Here is a 19,544-nt window from a genome sequence, read left to right as displayed (position 1 = left end):
CCCAGGGCCCGGCTGTCCCGGGCGGCGTCGGTGCTGCGGGCCAGCTCCTGGCCGGTGCCGACGACGAGCAGCACGTCCGCACCCGCCCGGGCGCCCGGCATCGCCGCGGCTGGGACCCGCACGACCTCGTCGAGGGCCCCCGTGAAGCCGAGCGCGGCGACCAGCGCCTCGAGAGCGGGCAGGTCCAGGCCCTGCGGTCCGGGGCCGTCGACGAGCAGGCGCGGGCCGCTCTCACCGGCCTGCGGTGCGCGGGCCGCCAGCACGAGCGCGTCGGCGCCCGCCAGGGCGGCGGGCTCGCTGGAGAAGGACAGTGAGGGCAGGGCGGTGAGGGCCACAGGGGCGTCGTAGGTCGTCATGTGCCGGATGGTAGTGTCCGAGCGTCCGTCGGGGCGTGAGCCGCCGCGGCACCGGATGCTCCGTGACGCCCAGGAGGGACGACAGATGGCCTCGCACGAGCCCGCGCAGCGAGAACAGCTGGTGGTCAGGGGCGTGGAGGACCGCCGTCGGCCCGCCCACGGCCTGAGCCGGCTCCTCGTCGTCGCGCTGGCGGTCTTCGGCCTCGTCCTGCTGGGGCCCAGCACCGTCAGCCTCATCCGCGAGCCCATGAGCGCGCCCGTCCTGGGCAGCCTCAACGTCGTGGCGGGCCTGCTCTACCTGCTCCTGGCCGTGTGCGTGGCCCACAACGGCCGCAGGATGCGCGTCATCGGCTGGATGACCCTGGCGGCCCTGCTCACCGGCGCCCTGCTCTTCGGCCTGCTCACCTGGACCGGCACGGCGGCGGAGCTCAGCTCCTCTGTGTGGGCCGACGGCGGCCGCCGTCACCTCTACCTGCCACTGCTCCTGCCCCCCGTGGCGGGCGTGTGGATGTGGTTCTCAGACCCCAGGCGCATCGTCGTCACGGCCGAGCGCATGGAGGGTCTGGGCCAGTCGATCAGCGGGATACGGGCCGAGCTCCCGCGTCCGGGCCGCCGCCCCGGCGAGTGACGCCCCTGCGCCACCAGGCCTGGACGCGGGCCCCGAAGGAGGTACGCGCCTGGGCCGCCTCGTAGGCGTCCCTCTGGTGGCGGTAGAGCCGCCGGACCATGTCCTGCTGTGAGACCCAGCCGACGAGGGCGTCGCCCTGGGCGGTGGCCTCGACCACCGGCAGGCCGTCGGCGTGGGCGCGCGTGAGGCGTCCCAGGGCCGCGGTGGCGCTGTCGGAGGCGGGCACCCGCTCCCTCGCGAGGTCCAGGTCGCCGACGGGCCGGTCGGCGGCGCCCGCGGCCAGCGAGGCCTCCGCCACCTGCAGCGCGCTCACGCAGCCCAGGAGGTAGCCGAAGGCGCCCGGGCGGCCGTGGTCCGGGCCGACCACCGGCAGGACGCTCGAGCCCGAGTCGCGCAGCTCCCGGGCGGCCTCGGCCAGCGTCGCGTCGGCCTCGAGCAGGCCCGGGGGAGAGGTCATGACCTCGCGGGCCAGGGCGCGTCCCATGAGGGTGGACACGAGCGGGTCCTCGACGTCGTCGCCGCGGCGGCGCAGCTCCTCGGTGTAGATCGTCGTGCGGGTGAGGAAGCGGCTCATGAAGGTGGCGAGCACGCTGGCGAGCATGAGGGGCAGCAGGAGGGAGTACTGGCCCGTCATCTCGATGATGAGCACGACGGCGGTGATGGGCGCCCGCGCCGAGCCCGTGAAGACCGCCCCCATGCTGATGACGCCGAAGACGGCGGCGGCGGACGGCTGACCGGGCACGAGGGCGGTGCCGAAGGCGGCTCCCAGCGCCGCCCCGATGAACAGGGAGGGGGCGAAGACCCCGCCGGTGAAGCCCACGGCGAGCGTGAGGCAGGTGGCGAGCACCTTGACGAGGACGAGCACAAGGAGGACCCCGGCGCCGTAGCCGCCGTCGAGGACGTGGTCGAGCACGGCCTCGCCCTCCCCGTAGGTCTGCGGGAAGGCCAGCAGCATCGCCCCGACGGCCAGGCCGCCCAGCGCCGGGCGGGCCCAGACGGGCACCCGCAGGTGGTCGAGCAGGCTCCGGGCGGCGTCGGCCATGAGGTAGCGGCAGCGCGAGAAGCCGACCCCGACGGCGCCCCCGACCAGGCCGAGGACCGCCACCCAGCCGAGCCGGGCGTCCCCGGCGAGGTCGAGCACGGGCAGGGAGGTCGCCAGCGCCTCACCCAGGACGTGGTGGGACAGCACGGTGGCCGAGACCGAGGCCAGCACGACGAAGGCGAAGGCGTCGAGCGTGAAGTCGAGGAGGATGACCTCCATCGCGAAGAAGGCCCCCGCGAGCGGGGCGTTGAAGGCCGCCGCGATGCCCGCGGCGGTGCCGGCCGCGGCCAGCAGCCGCACCGAGCGGGTCGGCAGCCCGAGTCGCCGCCCGAAGAGCGTGGCCGCGCTGGCCCCGAGCTCGGCGATGGGCCCCTCCGGGCCGACCGAGCCGCCTCCGCCGATGGTGAGGCAGGCGCTGGCCGTCGAGGCCGCCGCGGGCACGGGGGCCATGGCGCCGTCGGAGCGCCGGGCCGCCCAGATGACGCCGGAGACGCCGTGGCCGGTGGTGGTGCGCCCCGCCAGGGCCATGAGGGGGCCGACGAGGGCGCCCGAGAGCACCGGGGCGGCCAGGACGAACCAGGGGCCCAGTGCGGCCAGCAGCCCGGTGCTGGCACCGCCGGCGTACTCCGAGGTGCCGGTCATGAGCCGGGTCCAGGCATCGATGCCCAGCCGGAAGGCGATGGCACCCAGGCCCGCGACGAGCCCGACGAGCAGGGCCAGGGAGTACAGGCCGGTGCGGTGGTGGCGCAGCAGGCGCAGAACGGCCTGCGTGCCGGTGCGACGGCGTGCGCGCAGGCCGTTCACGCTCGGTCTCCCTCCTGGGCTCAGCGGGCGAGGTTCTCCACGACGACGGGCTCGGTGCCGCCGTCCTGGGGCAGGCCCCACACCTGGGTGTAGAAGCTGAGCTCGGCGGTCAGGGCCCGGTGGATGTTGGAGGCGATGCGGAAGCCGTGGCCCTCCCCGTGGAAGACCTCGAGGGCCACGGGCAGGCCCTTGTCCGCCACCGCGCGGTGCAGTGCGGTGGCCTGCTCGGCGGGCACGACCGGGTCCTCGCTGCCCTGCAGGAGCAGCAGGGGGGCGTGGATCTCGTCGACGTGGTGGATTGGCGAGCGCTCGGCGTAGACCGGGTCGGCCAGGTCCTCGGCCCCGACGAGGCTCTGGATGTAGCGCGACTCGAACTTGTGGGTGGTGCGGGCCATCCGCGCCAGGTCGGTGACGCCGAAGACGCTGGTCGCGGCGGAGAAGACCTCGGAGCGGCGGATCGCGGACAGGACGGTGAAGCCCCCGGCGGAGGTGCCGCGCACGGCGACGCGGGCGGGGTCGACACGCCCGGTGTCAATGAGGTGCTGCGCGCCCGAGACGACGTCGTCGGCGTCGCGCACGCCCCAGTGGCCGTTGAGGGCCTTGCGGTAGCCGGAGGAGTAGCCGGACGAGCCCCGGTAGTTGACGTCGAGGTAGGCAAAGCCGCGGCTGGTCCAGTACTGCACGGCCAGGGAGTAGCCGGGGCCGGCGGCGGAGGTGGGCCCGTCGTGGACGGAGACGATGAGCGGGGGCAGCTCGTCCTCGGGGCCCTCGAAGGAGGCGGAGGCCGGAGGGTAGAAGAAGCCGTAGGCCGTGGCCCCGTCAGTGGTGGGCCAGGACACGGGCTCGGCGACGGACACGCCGACCGTGGCCGGGTCGAAGTCGCCGGAGCCGCGCAGGACGACGACGCCTCCGTCGCGCACCTCGACGATGGAGCGCAGGCGCGACTCGTTGGAGGCGAGCATGACGACGCGCCCGCCGCTGGAGGCGACGTTGCCGTAGGGCTGCCACCCGACGTTCCACTCCTCGAGCTCACCGTTGGCGAGCCTGACGGTGCCCAGGTGCCACACGCCCTCCTGCGCCCAGGAGGCGATGAGGTGCTCGGAGTCGAGGACGTCGTAGTGGTGGGGGCCCAGCTGCCAGGCGGGCACGGTGAAGGTGGCCTGCTTGGGGTGCAGGGGGCGGGTGCGCAGGCTGGAGGTCCAGCCCTCGCGGTTGGTGCCGCGCCGGGGGAAGCCCTCGGTGCGGTAGAGGTTCCAGAAGCCGGAGCCGTTGGCGAGGTGGACGAGCTCGCACTGCTCGGTCCAGCGCGGCTCGGAGACGGAGTAGCCGTTGCCGCCGTCGACGACGACCTGGTCGCGCACGGTGCCGTCGGGGGCGAGGTCGCCCACGTGCAGGGTGGCCTCGTCCCAGGCCATCGAGGGGTGGTTCCAGGTGATCCAGGCCAGGTGCTCGCCGTCGGGAGACAGGGTGGGGGAGGTGACGAAGTCAGTGCCCTCGACCACGGTGCGCACGGGGGCGTCGTCGCGGGCGGCGGAGCCGTCCAGGGGGATGGCGACGAGGCTGTTGACGGGCTCCGCGCCCTGGCGGTGGTCCTCGCGCACGGCGTAGACCAGGCCGCGGGCGGTGTCGATCTCGAGGTCGCCGTGGCGCACGTCCCCGTAGATGGTCAGCGGCACGAGGCCCCGCAGGCGGTGGTGGACGTCGTAGCGGTACAGGCGCCCGTCGCCGGCGTGGGAGACGACGATGATGCCGGAGTCGACGGCGTAGGCGCGCCCGCCGTACTCGTGCACGCGGGTGCGCACGTCGACGAGCTCGTCGAAGGGCGTCAGCGGCAGGACCTCGCCGGTCTGGCCGTCGCCGTCGCGGCGCAGGAGGACCTGGCGGCCGGCCTGGGAGGCGCGCTGCTCGACCCAGTAGGTGTCGGCGCCGTCGACGCGCACCTGGGCCAGGCCGACGGTGCGGGTCGTGATGGTGCCCGGCGTGATGGGGGAGGGCCAGGTGCCGTACGGTGCCGTGGTGCTCATGGGTGCTCCTGATCGCTCGTGCTGTGCCGCGGGCGTGCGGCCCCGCGCCGTGGTGCCACCACCCTACGTGGTCGGTGACACAGGTCCGTACATGACCGGTGCCGCGGGCGACGGGCCGCGCCCTCACCTGGGACCGGGGTCCCGGCAGGGGGTGGTGCCCGTGGTGGGCGGGTGCGGCCCGCCACCCGCGCGGGCACGTCCCGGGCCGGCGTGGGACGCCGGTCCTGCCTGGGACGTACGTCTGGCGCCGGGCTCCTGCGGGCGCAGGCGCGCCAGCGCAGGGCCCTGTCGGTGCGCGACTATTCACCGATGGTGCAAATGGGGACCTTGGTCCCTGGGTCGGAATGCCCATCGGGCCCGTGTGAGTGATCCCACCGGGCCGTCGTGCGGGACCGCCCCGCAACCCGGGCCCGTGGTCCTAGGCTGAGGCTGACGGCGCGACGGCGTGCCGCCCCCGCCTCACGAGGGCGAGGACAGACGGGTGGCTGGAGGCCGCCCACCAACAGGAGGACACGGATGACCACTGAGGTCACAGCTTCTGCCACCGCGGAGAACGGCACCACTCGCGACGCCTGGGAGGGCTTCGAGAAGGGCTCCTGGTCTGAGGGCATCGACGTCCGCGACTTCATCCAGCGCAACTACACCCCCTACGACGGCGACGCCTCCTTCCTCGCCGGCGCCACCGACAAGACGCTGCGCCTGTGGAACCACCTCGAGGAGAACTACCTCAAGGAGGAGCGCAAGGTCCGCATCCTCGACGTCGACACCGACACCCCCTCGGACATCGACGCCTTCCCGGCCGGATACATCTCCGAGGACGACGACGTCATCGTCGGCCTGCAGACCGACTCCCCGCTCAAGCGCGCCATGATGCCCAACGGCGGCTGGCGCATGGTCGCCCAGGCGATCAAGGAGGCCGGCAAGGAGGTCAACCCCGATGTCCAGAAGATCTTCACCCAGTACCGCAAGACGCACAACGACGCCGTCTTCGACATCTACACCCCGCGCATCCGCGCCGCCCGCTCCTCCCACATCATCACCGGCCTGCCGGACGCCTACGGCCGTGGCCGCATCATCGGCGACTACCGCCGCGTCGCCCTCTACGGCGTCGACTACCTCATCGAGGAGAAGCTCCGGGCCAAGGACGCCGTGGCGGACCAGCCCTTCTCCGAGCACTGGGCCCGCTACCGCGAGGAGCACTCCGAGCAGGTCAAGGCCCTCAAGAAGCTCAAGAACATGGCCCAGTCCTACGGCTTCGACATCTCGGGCCCGGCCAAGGACGCCCACGAGGCCGTCCAGTGGACCTACTTCGCCTACCTCGCCTCGGTCAAGTCCCAGGACGGCGCCGCCATGTCGATCGGCCGCCTGTCGGCCTTCCTCGACATCTACTTCGAGCGCGACCTCAGGGCCGGCCTCATCGACGAGTCCCGCGCCCAGGAGCTCATCGACAACATCGTCATGAAGCTGCGCATCACCCGCTTCCTGCGCACCACCGACTACGACCAGATCTTCTCCGGCGACCCGTACTGGGCCACCTGGTCCGACGCCGGCTTCGGCGAGGACGGCCGCTCGCTGGTCACCAAGACCTCCTTCCGCCTGCTCCAGACGCTGCGCAACCTCGGCCCCGCCCCGGAGCCGAACATCACGATCTTCTGGGACGAGAGGCTCCCGCAGGGCTACAAGGACTTCTGCGCCCTCATCTCCATCACGACCTCCTCCATCCAGTACGAGGCCGACGAGCAGATCCGCGACCACTGGGGCGACGACGCCGCCATCGCCTGCTGCGTGTCCCCGATGCGCGTGGGCAAGCAGATGCAGTTCTTCGGCGCCCGCGTCAACTCCGCCAAGGCCCTGCTGTACGCCATCAACGGCGGCCGCGACGAGATGAGCGGCAAGCAGATCGTCACCGGCCTGCCCGGCATCGAGGGCGACGGCCCGCTCGACTTCGACGAGGTCTGGGACAAGTACGAGAAGATGCTCGACTGGGTCGTGGGCACCTACGTCGAGGCGCTCAACATCATCCACTACTGCCACGACCGCTACGCCTACGAGTCCATTGAGATGGCGCTGCACGACTCCGAGATCGTGCGCACCATGGGCTGCGGCATCGCCGGCCTGTCCATCGTCGCCGACTCCCTGAGCGCCATCAAGTACGCCAAGGTCACCCCCGTGCGCGACGAGACCGGCCTCGTCGTCGACTACGTCACCGAGGGCGACTTCCCGATCTACGGCAACGACGACGACCGCGCCGACGACATCGCCGCCACCGTGGTCCACACGATCATGGCCAAGATCAAGGCCCAGCCCTTCTACCGCGACGCCATCCCGACGCAGTCCGTCCTGACGATCACCTCGAACGTCGTCTACGGCCGCGCCACCGGCTCCTTCCCCTCCGGCCACCAGAAGGGCACGCCCTTCTCCCCCGGCGCCAACCCGGAGAACGGCATGGACACGCACGGCATGGTCGCCTCCATGCTCTCCGTGGGCAAGCTCGACTACAACGACGCCCTGGACGGCATCTCGCTGACCAACACGATCACGCCCCAGGGCCTGGGCCGCACGCTCGACGAGCGCGTCGCCAACCTCGTCGGCATCCTCGACGCGGGCTTCGTCCCCGAGGAGGACTGACCCTCCCGCCGCCCGCCCGTCGGCACCCGCAGCGCACCTGCCGGGCGCCGACGGGGACGGACGGCCCACCGACTCTCTGTCGAACACTCAACACCTATGTGAAAGGGGCCGATCATGGCCACGTACGAAGAGCGCCTCGCCTCCATGAAGGCGCAGCGCGAGGACAATGGCGGCGTCAAGGGCCTGTACCACGCCAACATCAACGTCCTGGACCGCAACACCCTCGAGGACGCCATGGAGCACCCGGAGAACTACCCGAACCTCACGGTCCGCGTCTCCGGCTACGCCGTCAACTTCGTCAAGCTCACGCGTGAGCAGCAGCTGGACGTCCTCAACCGCACCTTCCACGCCGGCGCCTGAGCCGGCACGGGGTGAAGGAGCCAGATGACTGACACCATCACCCCCGCGACACGGGGCGGCCGGGACCAGGACTTCCTGGCCCCGGCCGCCCGCCTGCGCGGGGCGGGAATCGGCGGGCTCGAGGAGCTGACCGACCTCCAGCGGTCGGACCGCCTCGCCCGCATGCGCGAGGGGTCCCTCGGGTCCATCCACTCCTGGGAGCTCGTCACCGCCGTCGACGGCCCGGGCACCCGGATGACGGTCTTCCTCAACGGCTGCCCGCTGCGCTGCCTCTACTGCCACAACCCGGACACCTTCCTCATGAAGGACGGCGAGCCGGTCGAGGCGCAGGAGCTGCTGCGCCGGATGAGGCGCTACCGCGGTGTCTTCCGCGCCTCCGGCGGTGGCATCACCCTGTCCGGCGGTGAGGTCCTCATGCAGCCGGCCTTCGCCCACACGCTGCTGCGCGGCGCCAAGGAGATGGGCATCCACACCTGCATCGACACCTCCGGCTTCCTCGGGGCCAACGCGAGCGACGAGATGCTCGACGACGTCGACCTCGTGCTCCTGGACGTCAAGAGCGGTGACGAGGAGACTTACAAGAGGGTCACCGGGCGCGCCCTCGCGCCCACCATCGAGTTCGGCGACAGGCTCGCCGCCAAGGGCATCGACGTCTGGGCCCGCTTCGTGCTCGTGCCCGACCTCACCTCGGACCCGCGCAACGTCGAGAACGTCGCCCGGATCATCGAGCGGTGGGGCGAGGTCGTCAAGCGCGTCGAGGTCCTTCCCTTCCACCAGATGGGCACGGACAAGTGGGACGCGCTCGGGCTGGACTACCAGCTGCGCGACACCCGGCCCCCCGAGCCCGAGATGGTCGAGGCGACCCGCGAGATCTTCCGCTCCCACGGTTTCGTGGTCCACTGACCCCGACGGCGCCCCGGGTGCTGCGAGCGCCGGACCTCAGCGCGCCCCTCACGACGTCATGGCGGCGCCCCGCGCACCCGCGGGGCGCCGCCAGCGCGTTCCGGGGCCGGGCCGGAAGGGGTGCACGTGATGTCACCCATAGATACCCTGGGGGGTATACACTCGCCGTGTGGGCAATGAGGTGAGCTCAACATGGCCAGAGTGGTCGTTCTGGGCGCGGGAGTCTCCGGCCACACGGCCGCGTAGCACCTGCGCCGCCTGCTCCCGCGCGAGCACCAGGTGGTTGTCATCAGCCCCAGCTCCCGCTGGAACTGGATCCCGTCGAACATCTGGGTCGGGACGGGTCGCATGACCCAGGAGCAGGTCGTCTTCCCACTCGCCCCCGTCTACAAGCGCAAGGGCATCATCTTCCACCAGGCCAAGGCCGTGGCGATCCACCCGGAGGGAACCCAGGCGGACGAGCGGCCCCAGGTCGAGATCGTCTTCACTGAGAAGGGCCGGGAGGGCGAGACCCGCCGCCTGGCCTACGACTACCTCATCAACGCCACCGGCCCGAGGCTCAACTTCGACGCCACCCCGGGGCTAGGGCCCGACGAGGGCGGGCACAGCCTGTCGGTGTGCACGGCCGCCGAGCCGCGCAAGGTCATCGAGGCGGCGCGCGCCGGCAAGCACCAGCGCCTCGTCATCGGCACGGGCAACGGCACCTGCACCTGCCAGGGCGCCGCCTTCGAGTACGCCTTCAACGTCGACTTCGAGCTGCGCGAGGCCGGGGTCCGCGACCGCTGCGAGGTCGTCTACCTCACCAACGAGGCCGAGCTGGGCGACTTCGGCGTGGGAGGCATGCGCTTCCGCCAGGAGGGGTACCAGACCACCTCCTAGCTGTGGACGGAGTCGCTCTTCCGCGAGCGCGAGGTCAAGGCGATCAGCGGGGCGGCGGTCACGCGCGTCGACGAGGGCACCCTGACCTACGAGTCGCTCGACGGGCGCACGCACCGCCTGGACTTCGACTTCGCGATGCTCCTGCCGCCCTTCTCCGGCCAGCCCCTCAAGGCCTACAACCGCTCCGGCGAGGACATCACCTCGACGCTCTTCGCGCCCAGCGGCTTCATGAAGGTCGACGCCGACTACACCCCGCGCCCGTACGAGCAGTGGAGCGCCGAGGACTGGCCGCGCACCTACCAGAACCCGACCTACCCGGAGCTGTTCGCCGCCGGCATCGCCTTCGCCCCGCCCCACGCCATCTCCAAGCCGCGCAAGACGCCCAACGGCACGCTCATCGCGCCCGCCCCGCCGCGCACCGGCCAGCCCTCCGGGTCGATCGGCCGTGCCTGCGCCGAGTCGATCGCGGACATGGTGCTCGGGCGGGACAAGCCGCTGCACGAGGCCTCGATGGCGAGGATGGGGGCCTCCTGCGTCGCCTCGACGGGTGCGAACCTGCGCACCGGCTCCGCGGCGGCCATGATCATGTACCCCGTCGTCCCCGACGACAAGAAGTACCCGGAGACCGGGCGCCACCCCTACCACACCCGTGGCGAGATCGGCCTCTTCGGCCACTGGATCAAGTTCATGCTCCACTACCTGTTCATCTACAAGGCCAAGGCCCTGCCCGGCTGGTCCCTCATCCCGGAGTGATCGACATGACTGCGACAGCCCCCCACAGCACCGACGCCGTCCCCAGCGCGGGCGAGGAGCCGGCCGGCGGCCTCCCCATCGAGGAGCTGGACCCGGTCCAGGCAGAGCGCATCCGCCGGGCGCCCCTGCCCACGAGGCAGACCCTGCGCCGGCGCAGGTTCCTGCCCGTCCAGGTGCTCAAGTTCATCGAGACGAACCTGCGCATCGTCGACATCGTGGCCCGCGAGCGGCTCGGGCTGTGACACGAGCGGACACGACCATGACGTGAGCTTCACGCCGCACGGTGGGGGCCGGCTGGGTCGTGGTGACCGAGGTGCTCGTGGCACCCAGTAGGCAGGCGGGACGACGGCTGGGACGGCCGCGCGGCCGGCGACGCGGCGCGGTCTCAGGCCAGGGCGTCCGACAGCGCCCGAGCCGACTGCTCGACCTGCCAGGGCCGCGCCCCCAGCTGAGCGAGGACCTCACTGAGGGCGCGGACGCTGACGTCCGGCACCTCGCCCGCGGCCTCCTGCTCACCGATCCGCCAGGCCAGGCGCCGCTGGACCTCGGGACTGAGCAGCAGCTCCTGGGGCAGGCGCAGGAGGTCGGCCCGCTCGCGCACCGCGGCCCGCACCTCCTCCAGCGCCGTCGCCGCCTCGGCGTGGCGACGCGCCCAGGACCGTGGCTGGGGCAGCTCGCCCTCGCCCAGCGGGGCGTGCGCCGGGGGCAGCTCGGACTCATCCAGCCGCAGGGCGCGGTCGATGGCCTGCCACCACAGCTCCTGGTGCTGGCGGGCCTGGCGGGAGGAGAACTCCCTGAGCGCCTGCATCTTCCTGCGCGAGGTGGGACGCGCCACCGCGGCGGCCACGAGCGCCTGGTGCGACAGGACCTTCGACGGCGTGCGGTCGAGCTCGCGCGCCTTGTCCTCCCGGGCGGTCCACAGCTCGCGCAGCACTGCCAGGGACCGTGGCGAGCGCACGGCGCGCCCCGCCCGCGGCGTCTTGCGCCACGGGTCCACCTTCGCCGGCCGCGGTGGCCGGGTCCGCTCGTGCTCGAACTCCTGGGCGGCCCACTCCGCCTTGCCCACCGCCTCGAGCTCGGCGGCCAGGGCGTCGCGCAGGTCGATGAGGAGCTCGACGTCGAGCGCCGCGTAGACGAGCCAGGTGCGGGGCAGGGGCCGGGTCGACCAGTCGGCGGCCGCGTGGTCCTTGGCCAGGCGCAGGCCCAGGGTCTCCTCGACCACCGCGCCGAGCCCCACGTGCTCGCGCCCCAGGAGCCGGGCGGCCAGCTCGGTGTCGAACAGGCGGGCGGGCCGCAGCCCGAGCTCCGCCAGGCACGGCAGGTCCTGGTCCGCGGCGTGCAGGATCCACTCCGGCCCGGCGAGCACCGCGCCGAGGCCGTCGGTGGGGCCGCACGAGACCGGGTCGACCAGGACGGTGCCCGCGCCCTCGCGCCGCAGCTGGACGAGGTAGGCGTCCTGGCCGTAGCGGAACCCAGAGGCCCGCTCCGCGTCGACGGCGACCGGCCCCGTGCCGGCCGCCAGCGCGGCCGTGGCCGCCGCCAGGGCCGCAGGCGTGTCGGTCACCTCGGGCAGCCCGTCGCGGGGCCTGGTGTAGGCCACCACCTCCTCCTCGCGGACCGGGTGGGCGGTGGTGCCGAGCACGGGCGCGGGCCGGGGAGCAGGGGTCATCGGGCCAGTCCCGTCAGCGAGAGGGCGGTCGCCTGCTCGGGCTCGTGCCCGGCCGCGACGTGGAGGAGCTCGTACCAGGCGGCCAGGTGGGGGCCCAGGTCGGGCGAGGCGGGGGACCAGGAGGCACGGACCTCGGCGTGAGCGCAGGCGTCGGTCAGCTCCAGGCCGCCGAAGGTCTCGGACAGCACCCGCGTCACCGTGCCCACGAGCGCGCGGTGCCCCGCCCCCTGGTGGTCAAGGGCCTCGGCCAGCCAGGACCAGGCGGCGGCCCCCAGGACGGGGTCCGTGCCGACCTCGGCGTCGACCCGGGCCCGGGCCATGACGACGAGCCGGAAGTCGCCGTCCCAGGCGGCCTGGCCACCGGGGTCGTGCAGGACGACGAAGCGCCCGGAGGCCAGCGGCGTGCCCGCCTGGGTCTCGGTGGTCTCCGCGGTCAGCGCCGCCGCGAAGGGGGCGAGCCTGCGGGGAGCCGGCACCTCGTCCAGGACGAGCCCGCGGGGCCTGGCAGCCGCCCTCAGGCTGAGCAGCGCCTCCTCGAAGCGCTCGGGCAGGTCCGTCCCCGCCTGGTCTGGTGTGTGCGCACGGCTGTCGGTCACCGGGTCAGGCTACCGACACGCCCGGCGACGGCGGTCTCCCACGCCGGGGCACCGTGCCCCGGCGGGCCGGGGAGGAGGAGGTGGGGCCGGCGCCCGGTACCGCCATCGCCCCGGTCACACAGGCTCAGCACAGGTCCCTCGCCTACCGTTCCAGGGGCGTGCCCACCGTGCCCACCGTGCCCGCCGCGTCCACGGCGTCCGGACGGGCCCCGCGGCGACGAGCGACCCAGGGGAGAGACATGACCGACAACGCGACCAGGGACCAGGGATCCGTGCAGCGGGTCGACTGGGACACCTTCCAGGCGGCCGCCCGCTCGGCCGGCCGCGTGCTGCCCATCGAGCAGAGCCCCGTCTGGCAGGCCTTCGACGAGGCCGTCGAGGGCAGGGCCCCCTGGGGCAGGCTCCTCTACCTCTCGGCCCAGGGCCGGCCGCTCGCCCTGCTGTCCCTCACCGAGATGCGGGTACGGGGCCTCACCTACCTGTGGGCCAGGCACGGACCGGTGTGGCTGACGGGGGAGCCGGCCCCCGAGCAGGAGCGCGAGCTGCGCCGCCTGCTGGTGGCGGGCCTGCGGCTGCACGCACCCCACGTCGTCTTCGTCCGCGTGCACGCCACCCACCCGGCCGAGGACCTGCACGAGCTGCTCCAGACCATGACCTACGACCGCACGGTGGTCCTCGACCTCGACGTGCCCGACGACGAGGCCCTGCTCGCCTCCTTCAAGGCGCGCGGGCGCCGCGACGTGCGCAAGGCGCTGCGCAACCAGGAGATCACCCACCACGACGAGACCGGGCGCGCGGACGAGGTCTTCGACGAGCTCTACGAGGTCCTCACCGAGACCGGGGACAGGGACGGCTTCCGTCCCGCCCCCAAGAGCAGCTACCTCGCCATGCTCCACGCCCTGGGGCCCCGCCACGCCCGGCTGTACGTCGCACGGCACCACGGCGGCCGCGCCCTGGCCTGGTCCCTCGTCACCGTCCACGACGGCGAGGCCATGCGCTACTACGCGGGATCCACCCAGGAGGGGCGGCGCCTGCGCGCCGCCGACGCCCTGGTCTACCGCGAGGCCTGCTGGCTGCGCTCCGAGGGCGTGCGCCGCTACGACCTCATGGGAGTGGACTCGCCGCGCGTGCCCGAGCTCGCCGGCGTGCGGGAGTTCAAGAGCAAGTTCGTCCAGGACGGTCCGGTGGACGTGCCCGGAGCCTGGGACGTGCCCGTGCGACCGCGCCTGCACGCCGCCCTCGTGCGCGCCGCCCGCCTCAAGCGCGCCCTGGTGGACAGGCTCCGGGACACGGTCGGGCGCCGCGGCGGCGAACGTGGCGAGTGACACGCGACGCCGAGTTGGCGCCCGGGTGAGTGCTCTGCTAACTTTCTTCTCGCGCCGCTCACGGGCGGCCATGCGGATGTGGCTCAGTTGGTAGAGCATCACCTTGCCAAGGTGAGGGTCGCGGGTTCGAGTCCCGTCATCCGCTCGGGCGATTGGCGCAGCGGGAGCGCGCTTCCCTGACACGGAAGAGGTCACTGGTTCGATCCCAGTATCGCCCACCACCCCAAGGGCCCGGAGACACCGTCTCCGGGCCCTTGGCCGTCCCCGGCGCCCCCACCGGCGTGCGGTACCGTGACCGCCGTCGGCCCGCAGTCGCCCCGGGTCGGGAGAGGAAACGACGACCATGCCCCAGAGCACCCCGCACGAGCCCTCCCGGCCCGACCTCCTGCCCGTCGTCATCGGCGGCGACATCGGCGCCTACGCCCTCGCCCGCCAGCTGCACGACGCCACCGGCCAGCGCGTCACCCTCCTGTCGGCCAGCCCCATCGAGGCCATCAACCTCTCCTCCTACATCGACGTCGTCCACCAGGGCGCCGAGGACGAGGACGCCCTCCTGTCCCGCCTGCTCGAGCTCGTCGACGGCCGCGCCGAGCGCTCCGCCGTCGTCATCGGCAACCGCGACTCCACCGCGGCCTTCCTCGTCCACCACCGTGACGAGCTCGAGCCCCGCTACGTCGTGCCCTTCCCCGACGCCGAGCCCATGGAGCGCCTGAGCGACAAGATCTCCTTCGCCGAGGCCTGCGCCTCGCAGGGCGTGCGCACCCCCCGCCAGGTCGTCGTCGACTGCTCCCGGCTCTCCGAGGGCGACCCCGGCATCGACATCCCCTTCCCACTCATCGGCAAGGCCGCCGTCGGCTCCGACTGGGACAACGTCTCCTTCGAGGGCAAGCGCAAGATCTACGTCATCGACACCCCCGACCACCTCGCCTCCCTCTGGCAGGACCTGCGGCGCGCCGGCTACACCTCCACCTTCCTCATCCAGGAGCGCGTGCCCGGCGAGGACGACGCCATGCGCTCCATCACCGCCTACATCGCCTCCAACGGCGAGATGACGATGATCGGCTCCGCCCGCGTCCTGCTGGAGGACCACGCCCCCTCGCTCATCGGCAACCCCGTCGCCATGATCACCGAGCCCTGCCCCGAGCTGTGGGACGCCGCCGAGCGGCTGCTGACCAGCGCGGGGTACCGGGGCTTCGCCAACTTCGACGTCAAGGTGGACCCGCGCACCGGCGAGGCCGTCTTCTTCGAGCTCAACCCCCGCATCGGGCGCAACTCCTTCTACATGAGCGCCGCGGGCGTCAACCCGATGGTCGTCATGATCTCCGACCTCGTTGACGGGCGCCCCGGCCGGCGCCGCGAGGCCCGCAAGGAGGTCCTCTACAGCCTCGTGCCCCTCCACCTCGTCCTGCACCAGCTCGATGACACCGGGCTGCGCCGCCGCGTGCTGCGCCTGGCCCCCACCGCCGTCGACCCCCTCATCGACCCTCGCGAGCGCTCCCTGCGCCGTCGGGTCCTCGTCAGCGCCCAGAAGCTCAACCACGACCTCAAGTTCCACCGCCACCACCCGCGCCGGCTGCTGCGCCGCCGCTGAGGCACCGCCGCCGGCGGAAGAGCACCGAGCGACCCCGGGCGCGGTCCGGGTCATCCCCGAGGATGACCCACAGCGGGCTCCCAGGCCGCTAGGCTCCCGGAGTCACTCGTCCACGAGCCGCCTACCCCACCCAAGGAGCCGCCATGCGTCCCGCCTCCACCGAGGCCTCGAGAAGCGGTGAGCCCACCGCAGTCCTGCGCCCCGTCAACGCCCGGGACGCACGCATCGCGGTGGGCTGCACCCCCTGCCCCCTCGAGCAGCTCGAGGTCTGGCAAGCCTTCGAGGCCAGCCAGGGCCACGAGCTCTTCGGACGCTACCTCTACGAGTGCGAGGGCAAGCCCACCGCCGTCATCAGCCTCTACCGCTACACCATCGGCGGACGGCCCTTCCTGTGGGCCAAGCACGGCCCCGTCTGGCTCAAGGAGCAGACCCCCGAGCGCGAGGCCGACCTGCGCCGCAGGCTCATCGCCGCCGTGCGCGCCCGCGACCCGCGCGTCGTCTTCATCCGCATGCACGCCCGCTTCCACGCCCCCGACACCCACGAGCTCATCTCCACCATCACCTACGACCGCACCTACGTCATCGACCTGCGCCCGGGCACCCCCGAGGCGATCAGCGAGGCGATGCCCAAGGACGGGCGCCGCGGTGTGCGCCGCGCCGAGCGCACCGCCCGCGAGGCCGGCTGCACCATCGCGGAGGAGACCGGCCTGGACCGCGCCGCCTTCGAGGAGCTCTACGCCGTCCTGGAGGAGACCGCCCAGCGCGACGGCTTCCGCCCCCACCCCAGCCAGGTCTACTGGGACATGCTCACCACCCTGGGCCCCGAGCACGCCCGCGTCTTCGTCCTGCGCAAGGACGGCGCCCCCCACTGCTGGGACCTCGTGACCGTCTCCGGCAAGACGGCCACCGCCTACTACGGCGCCTCCTCCAACGCCTCGCGCGGCTTCCGCGGCGCCGAGGCCCTCGACTGGGCCGTCGCCTGCGCCATGGCCGCCGAGGGCCGCACCGGTCTGGACCTCATGGGCGCCGAGTCCACCCGGGTGCCCGAGCTGTACTCCGTCGGACGCTACAAGAGGCGCTTCGCCCAGCACCCCACCGAGGTCGACGGCGCCTGGGACGTGCTCGTGCGCCCCGTGGTCTACCGCGCCCTCGTCCAGGCGCGTCGCGCGCGTCACGCCCTGCGTCACCGCCTGGGAGCCTGAGCCCACCGCGCGGTCGGTATGATCCGGCACGAGCGGGCGCACCCGTACAGCGGCCGCCGTCCCCAACTCCAGGAGCACCCCCGTGACCACGCAGCCCAGCATCGACATCACCCTTGACGGCGTCCCGCGCAGCATCGAGGAGGGCACCACCGGCACGACGCTCCTGGCCGGTGCCGACGGCGTCATCGCCATGAGGGTCGACGGCGAGCCCTGGGACCTCGAGCGCGTCGTGCCCGCCGGGGCCGCCGTCGAGGCCATCACCCTCGACAGCGAGGACGGCCTCAACATCCTGCGCCACTCCGCCACCCACGTCATGGCCCAGGCCGTCCAGGAGCTCTTCCCCGACGTCAACCTCGGCATCGGCCCCTTCATCACCGACGGCTTCTACTACGACTTCGGCAACATCGACGCCGTCACCCCCGAGCTCCTCAAGGAGATCGAGAAGAGGATGAAGCGCATCGTCAAGGAGGGCCAGACCTTCCGGCGCCGCGACATCACCGAGGAGCAGGGCCGCGCCGAGCTCGCCGACCAGCCCTACAAGCTCGAGCTCATCACCACCAAGGGCCAGGGCGCCGAGTCCACCGCCAGCGTCGAGGTCGGCTCCGGCGGCCTGACCATGTACGACAACGTCCGCCGCGACGGCGAGGTCGCCTGGACCGACCTGTGCCGCGGCCCCCACCTGCCCTCCACCCGGCTCATCGGCCAGGGCTTCGCCCTCACCCGCTCCTCGGCCGCCTACTGGAAGGGCGACCAGAACGGCGACTCCCTCCAGCGCATCTACGGCACCGCCTGGGCCTCCAAGGAGGACCTGAGGGCCTACCAGGAGCGCATGGCCGAGGCCGCCCGCCGCGACCACCGCAAGCTCGGCGCCGAGCTCGACCTCTACTCCTTCCCCGAGGAGATCGGCCCCGGCCTCGTCGTCTTCCACCCCAAGGGCGGCATGCTGCGCCACCAGATCGAGCAGCACGTCATCAGGCGCCACGAGGAGGCCGGCTTCGACTTCGTCCACACGCCGGTGCTCTCCAAGGGAGGGCTGTTCCACACCTCCGGGCACCTGCCCTACTACGCGGACACGATGTTCCCGCCCATGCTCGCGGACGAGGAGACCGACGCCGAGGGCACGGTCACCAAGGCCGGCCAGGAGTACTACCTCAAGGCCATGAACTGCCCCATGCACAACCTCATCTTCCGCTCACGCGGACGCTCCTACCGCGACCTGCCGCTGCGGCTGTTCGAGATGGGCAACGTCTACCGCTACGAGAAGTCCGGCGTCGTCCACGGCCTGACCCGCACGCGCGGCTTCACCCAGGACGACTCGCACACCTACTGCACCCGCGAGCAGGCGCCCACGGAGATCAAGAACCTGCTCGAGTTCTTCACCTCCATCCTCAAGGACTTCGGCCTGACCGACTTCTACCTCGAGCTGTCCACCCGCGACGAGGACGGCGCCAAGAAGGACAAGTTCATCGGCTCCGACGAGGACTGGCGCAGCGCCACCCGCACCCTTGAGGAGGTCTGCGCCTCCACCGGCCTCGACCTCGTGCCGGACCCGGGCGGTGCCGCCTTCTACGGGCCCAAGGTCTCCGTCCAGGCCAAGGACGCCATCGGCCGCACCTGGCAGATGTCCACCATCCAGTACGACTTCAACCAGCCCGAGCGCTTCGACCTGCAGTACACCGCCCCGGACGGCACCCACCAGCGCCCGATCATGCTGCACTCGGCCAAGCTCGGCAGCGTCGAGCGCTTCATGGGCGTGCTCACCGAGCACTACGCCGGCGCCTTCCCCGCCTGGCTCGCACCCGTCCAGGTGCGCCTGGTGCCCGTCGCCGAGGCCTTCGACGACTACGTCAGCGACGTCGCCGACCGCCTGCGCGCGCGAGGCGTGCGCGTCGAGACCGACCTGTCCGACGACCGCTTCGGCAAGAAGATCCGCAACGCCTCCAAGGAGAAGGTGCCCTTCATCCTCATCGCCGGCGGCGACGACGCCGAGGCGGGCGCCGTGTCCTTCCGATTCCGCGACGGCTCCCAGACCAACGGCGTGCCCGTCGCCGAGGCCGTCGACCACATCACCCGGGTCATCGCCGAGCGCGTCAACGACCCGGCGGGGGAGAAGATCGAGCGATGACGGCCCAGCCCGAGCAGGCGCCCGGCGGCGGTCCAGGCTCCCTCGACGAGATCGAGGGGACCGTCGTCGCCGGGCCGCTCGGGCCCGTCACCGTCGAGCAGCCCTTCCAGCACCCGGATGCGCCCGAGCCCTTCGGACGCCTGTGGACCCCGCACCGGATGGTCTACATCGGCGGCCAGGACAAGCCCGCGGACGCCACCGAGGCCCAGTGCCCCTTCTGCACGGCCCCCGACCGCCAGGACGAGGACGCCCTCATCGTGCACCGGGGCGAGCACGCCTACGTGCTCATGAACCTCTACCCCTACAACACCGGCCACCTGCTCGTGTGCCCCTACCGCCATGTCTCCGACTGGACCGAGGCGGACGACGCCGAGCGCGTCGAGATCGGGCGGCTGACGGCCCGCGCCATGCAGGTCCTGCGCCACGTCTCCCACCCGCACGGCTTCAACCTGGGCATGAACCAGGGCGAGGTCGCCGGCGCGGGGATCGCCGCCCACCTGCACCAGCACGTCGTGCCGCGCTGGACGGGCGACGCCAACTTCATGCCCATCATCGGCAGGACCAAGCCCGTGCCCCAGCTCCTGGGAGAGCAGCGCGACATGCTCGCCGCCGCCTGGCTCGCCGCCCCGACCACCGCGGGCTCCCGGCGCTAGCCCGCC

Annotated in this window: 16 protein-coding genes, 2 tRNA genes and 1 pseudogene; 14 read left to right on the top strand and 5 right to left on the bottom strand. The window is 72.5% G+C overall.

Going from position 1 to position 19,544, the window contains the following annotated elements:
• Positions 1–356, bottom strand: a pseudogene (locus H6X67_RS09655) (hypothetical protein); the annotation flags it as partial.
• An 85-nt stretch (positions 357–441) separates the two neighbouring features.
• On the opposite strand from H6X67_RS09655, the gene H6X67_RS09650 reads away from it, so the two are divergent.
• Positions 442–984 (top strand): hypothetical protein, encoded by a 543-nt coding sequence (locus tag H6X67_RS09650; protein ID WP_249368549.1) that lies wholly within the window; start codon positions 442–444, stop codon positions 982–984.
• Here the strand turns inward: H6X67_RS09650 and H6X67_RS09645 are convergent.
• Both H6X67_RS09645 and H6X67_RS09640 read right to left on the bottom strand, forming a co-directional pair.
• On the bottom strand, positions 932–2,830 hold the full coding sequence (locus tag H6X67_RS09645; RefSeq protein WP_249368550.1) for a chloride channel protein: 1,899 nt from the start codon (positions 2,828–2,830) through the stop codon (positions 932–934). The two genes, H6X67_RS09650 and H6X67_RS09645, sit on opposite strands and share 53 nt — an antisense overlap.
• 20 nt (positions 2,831–2,850) lie before the next feature.
• A complete protein-coding gene (locus H6X67_RS09640; protein WP_249368551.1) occupies positions 2,851–4,854 on the bottom strand; it encodes an alpha/beta hydrolase family protein in 2,004 nt (667 codons plus the stop codon).
• A 516-nt stretch (positions 4,855–5,370) separates the two neighbouring features.
• On the opposite strand from H6X67_RS09640, the gene pflB reads away from it, so the two are divergent.
• From pflB to H6X67_RS09610, 6 genes are all read left to right on the top strand, one after another.
• Entirely contained in the window at positions 5,371–7,482 is a 2,112-nt protein-coding gene (gene pflB, locus H6X67_RS09635) for a formate C-acetyltransferase (protein ID WP_249368552.1), read from the top strand.
• Between the two features lie 114 nt (positions 7,483–7,596).
• On the top strand, positions 7,597–7,842 hold the full coding sequence (gene grcA2, locus H6X67_RS09630) for an autonomous glycyl radical cofactor GrcA2 (protein WP_006549837.1): 246 nt from the start codon (positions 7,597–7,599) through the stop codon (positions 7,840–7,842).
• A 24-nt stretch (positions 7,843–7,866) separates the two neighbouring features.
• Positions 7,867–8,745: a pyruvate formate-lyase-activating protein gene (gene pflA, locus H6X67_RS09625; protein WP_249368553.1), complete on the top strand. Its 879-nt coding sequence runs from the start codon at positions 7,867–7,869 to the stop codon at positions 8,743–8,745.
• Positions 8,746–9,093: 348 nt separating this feature from the next.
• On the top strand, positions 9,094–9,624 hold the full coding sequence (locus H6X67_RS09620) for an NAD(P)/FAD-dependent oxidoreductase (protein ID WP_249368554.1): 531 nt from the start codon (positions 9,094–9,096) through the stop codon (positions 9,622–9,624).
• Between the two features lie 135 nt (positions 9,625–9,759).
• A complete protein-coding gene (locus H6X67_RS09615) occupies positions 9,760–10,377 on the top strand; it encodes an NAD(P)/FAD-dependent oxidoreductase (RefSeq protein ID WP_249368555.1) in 618 nt (205 codons plus the stop codon).
• A 5-nt stretch (positions 10,378–10,382) separates the two neighbouring features.
• Positions 10,383–10,619, top strand: a complete 237-nt coding sequence (locus H6X67_RS09610; protein ID WP_249368556.1) for a hypothetical protein — start codon at positions 10,383–10,385, stop codon at positions 10,617–10,619.
• A 143-nt stretch (positions 10,620–10,762) separates the two neighbouring features.
• Here the strand turns inward: H6X67_RS09610 and H6X67_RS09605 are convergent, their stop codons facing one another.
• Together H6X67_RS09605 and H6X67_RS09600 are read right to left on the bottom strand one after the other, a co-directional pair.
• Positions 10,763–12,046, bottom strand: coding sequence for an HRDC domain-containing protein (locus tag H6X67_RS09605; RefSeq protein WP_249368557.1), 1,284 nt, complete (start codon positions 12,044–12,046; stop codon positions 10,763–10,765).
• Positions 12,043–12,642 carry a DUF3000 domain-containing protein gene (locus tag H6X67_RS09600; protein ID WP_249368558.1) on the bottom strand — a complete coding sequence of 200 codons (600 nt, stop codon included), beginning with the start codon at positions 12,640–12,642 and terminating at the stop codon, positions 12,043–12,045. The genes H6X67_RS09605 and H6X67_RS09600 overlap by 4 nt, the downstream gene beginning before the upstream one ends.
• Before the next feature lie 239 nt (positions 12,643–12,881).
• Between H6X67_RS09600 and H6X67_RS09595 the strand changes: the two genes are divergently transcribed.
• From H6X67_RS09595 to H6X67_RS09565, 7 genes are all read left to right on the top strand, one after another.
• The gene (locus tag H6X67_RS09595) at positions 12,882–13,967 is read left to right on the top strand and encodes a lipid II:glycine glycyltransferase FemX (protein ID WP_249368559.1); all 1,086 of its coding nucleotides are present in this window, start codon (positions 12,882–12,884) and stop codon (positions 13,965–13,967) included.
• A 72-nt stretch (positions 13,968–14,039) separates the two neighbouring features.
• Positions 14,040–14,112 (top strand) — tRNA-Gly (locus H6X67_RS09590).
• Position 14,113: 1 nt separating this feature from the next.
• Positions 14,114–14,188, top strand: a tRNA-Val gene (locus H6X67_RS09585).
• A 122-nt stretch (positions 14,189–14,310) separates the two neighbouring features.
• Positions 14,311–15,558 carry a carboxylate--amine ligase gene (locus H6X67_RS09580; RefSeq protein WP_249368560.1) on the top strand — a complete coding sequence of 416 codons (1,248 nt, stop codon included), beginning with the start codon at positions 14,311–14,313 and terminating at the stop codon, positions 15,556–15,558.
• 143 nt (positions 15,559–15,701) lie between these two features.
• Positions 15,702–16,760, top strand: a complete 1,059-nt coding sequence (locus H6X67_RS09575) for a lipid II:glycine glycyltransferase FemX (RefSeq protein ID WP_249368561.1) — start codon at positions 15,702–15,704, stop codon at positions 16,758–16,760.
• Between the two features lie 82 nt (positions 16,761–16,842).
• Positions 16,843–18,885: a threonine--tRNA ligase gene (gene thrS, locus H6X67_RS09570; protein WP_249368562.1), complete on the top strand. Its 2,043-nt coding sequence runs from the start codon at positions 16,843–16,845 to the stop codon at positions 18,883–18,885.
• Entirely contained in the window at positions 18,882–19,538 is a 657-nt protein-coding gene (locus H6X67_RS09565) for an HIT family protein (RefSeq protein ID WP_249368563.1), read from the top strand. Before thrS ends, H6X67_RS09565 begins: the two co-directional genes overlap by 4 nt.
• Positions 19,539–19,544: the final 6 nt, after the last annotated feature.

This window comes from Actinomyces sp. AC-20-1 (assembly GCF_023369555.1).
Taxonomy (GTDB): domain Bacteria; phylum Actinomycetota; class Actinomycetes; order Actinomycetales; family Actinomycetaceae; genus Actinomyces.
Note: the sequence above shows the minus strand (reverse complement) of the source record. Positions and strands in the feature narration are given on the sequence as shown.

Bases quoted from the DNA above. Each gene is read 5' to 3' on its own strand.
- H6X67_RS09565 (WP_249368563.1), top strand. From the start codon at position 18,882: ATGACGGCCCAGCCCGAGCAGGCGCCCGGCGGCGGTCCAGGCTCCCTC.
- H6X67_RS09620 (WP_249368554.1), top strand. From the start codon at position 9,094: ATGACCCAGGAGCAGGTCGTCTTCCCACTCGCCCCCGTCTACAAGCGC.
- H6X67_RS09640 (WP_249368551.1), bottom strand. From the start codon at position 4,854: ATGAGCACCACGGCACCGTACGGCACCTGGCCCTCCCCCATCACGCCG.
- H6X67_RS09575 (WP_249368561.1), top strand. From the start codon at position 15,702: ATGCGTCCCGCCTCCACCGAGGCCTCGAGAAGCGGTGAGCCCACCGCA.
- H6X67_RS09605 (WP_249368557.1), bottom strand. From the start codon at position 12,046: ATGACCCCTGCTCCCCGGCCCGCGCCCGTGCTCGGCACCACCGCCCAC.
- H6X67_RS09580 (WP_249368560.1), top strand. From the start codon at position 14,311: ATGCCCCAGAGCACCCCGCACGAGCCCTCCCGGCCCGACCTCCTGCCC.
- H6X67_RS09650 (WP_249368549.1), top strand. From the start codon at position 442: ATGGCCTCGCACGAGCCCGCGCAGCGAGAACAGCTGGTGGTCAGGGGC.
- grcA2 (WP_006549837.1), top strand. From the start codon at position 7,597: ATGGCCACGTACGAAGAGCGCCTCGCCTCCATGAAGGCGCAGCGCGAG.
- pflB (WP_249368552.1), top strand. From the start codon at position 5,371: ATGACCACTGAGGTCACAGCTTCTGCCACCGCGGAGAACGGCACCACT.
- pflA (WP_249368553.1), top strand. From the start codon at position 7,867: ATGACTGACACCATCACCCCCGCGACACGGGGCGGCCGGGACCAGGAC.
- H6X67_RS09595 (WP_249368559.1), top strand. From the start codon at position 12,882: ATGACCGACAACGCGACCAGGGACCAGGGATCCGTGCAGCGGGTCGAC.
- H6X67_RS09610 (WP_249368556.1), top strand. From the start codon at position 10,383: ATGACTGCGACAGCCCCCCACAGCACCGACGCCGTCCCCAGCGCGGGC.
- H6X67_RS09615 (WP_249368555.1), top strand. From the start codon at position 9,760: ATGCTCCTGCCGCCCTTCTCCGGCCAGCCCCTCAAGGCCTACAACCGC.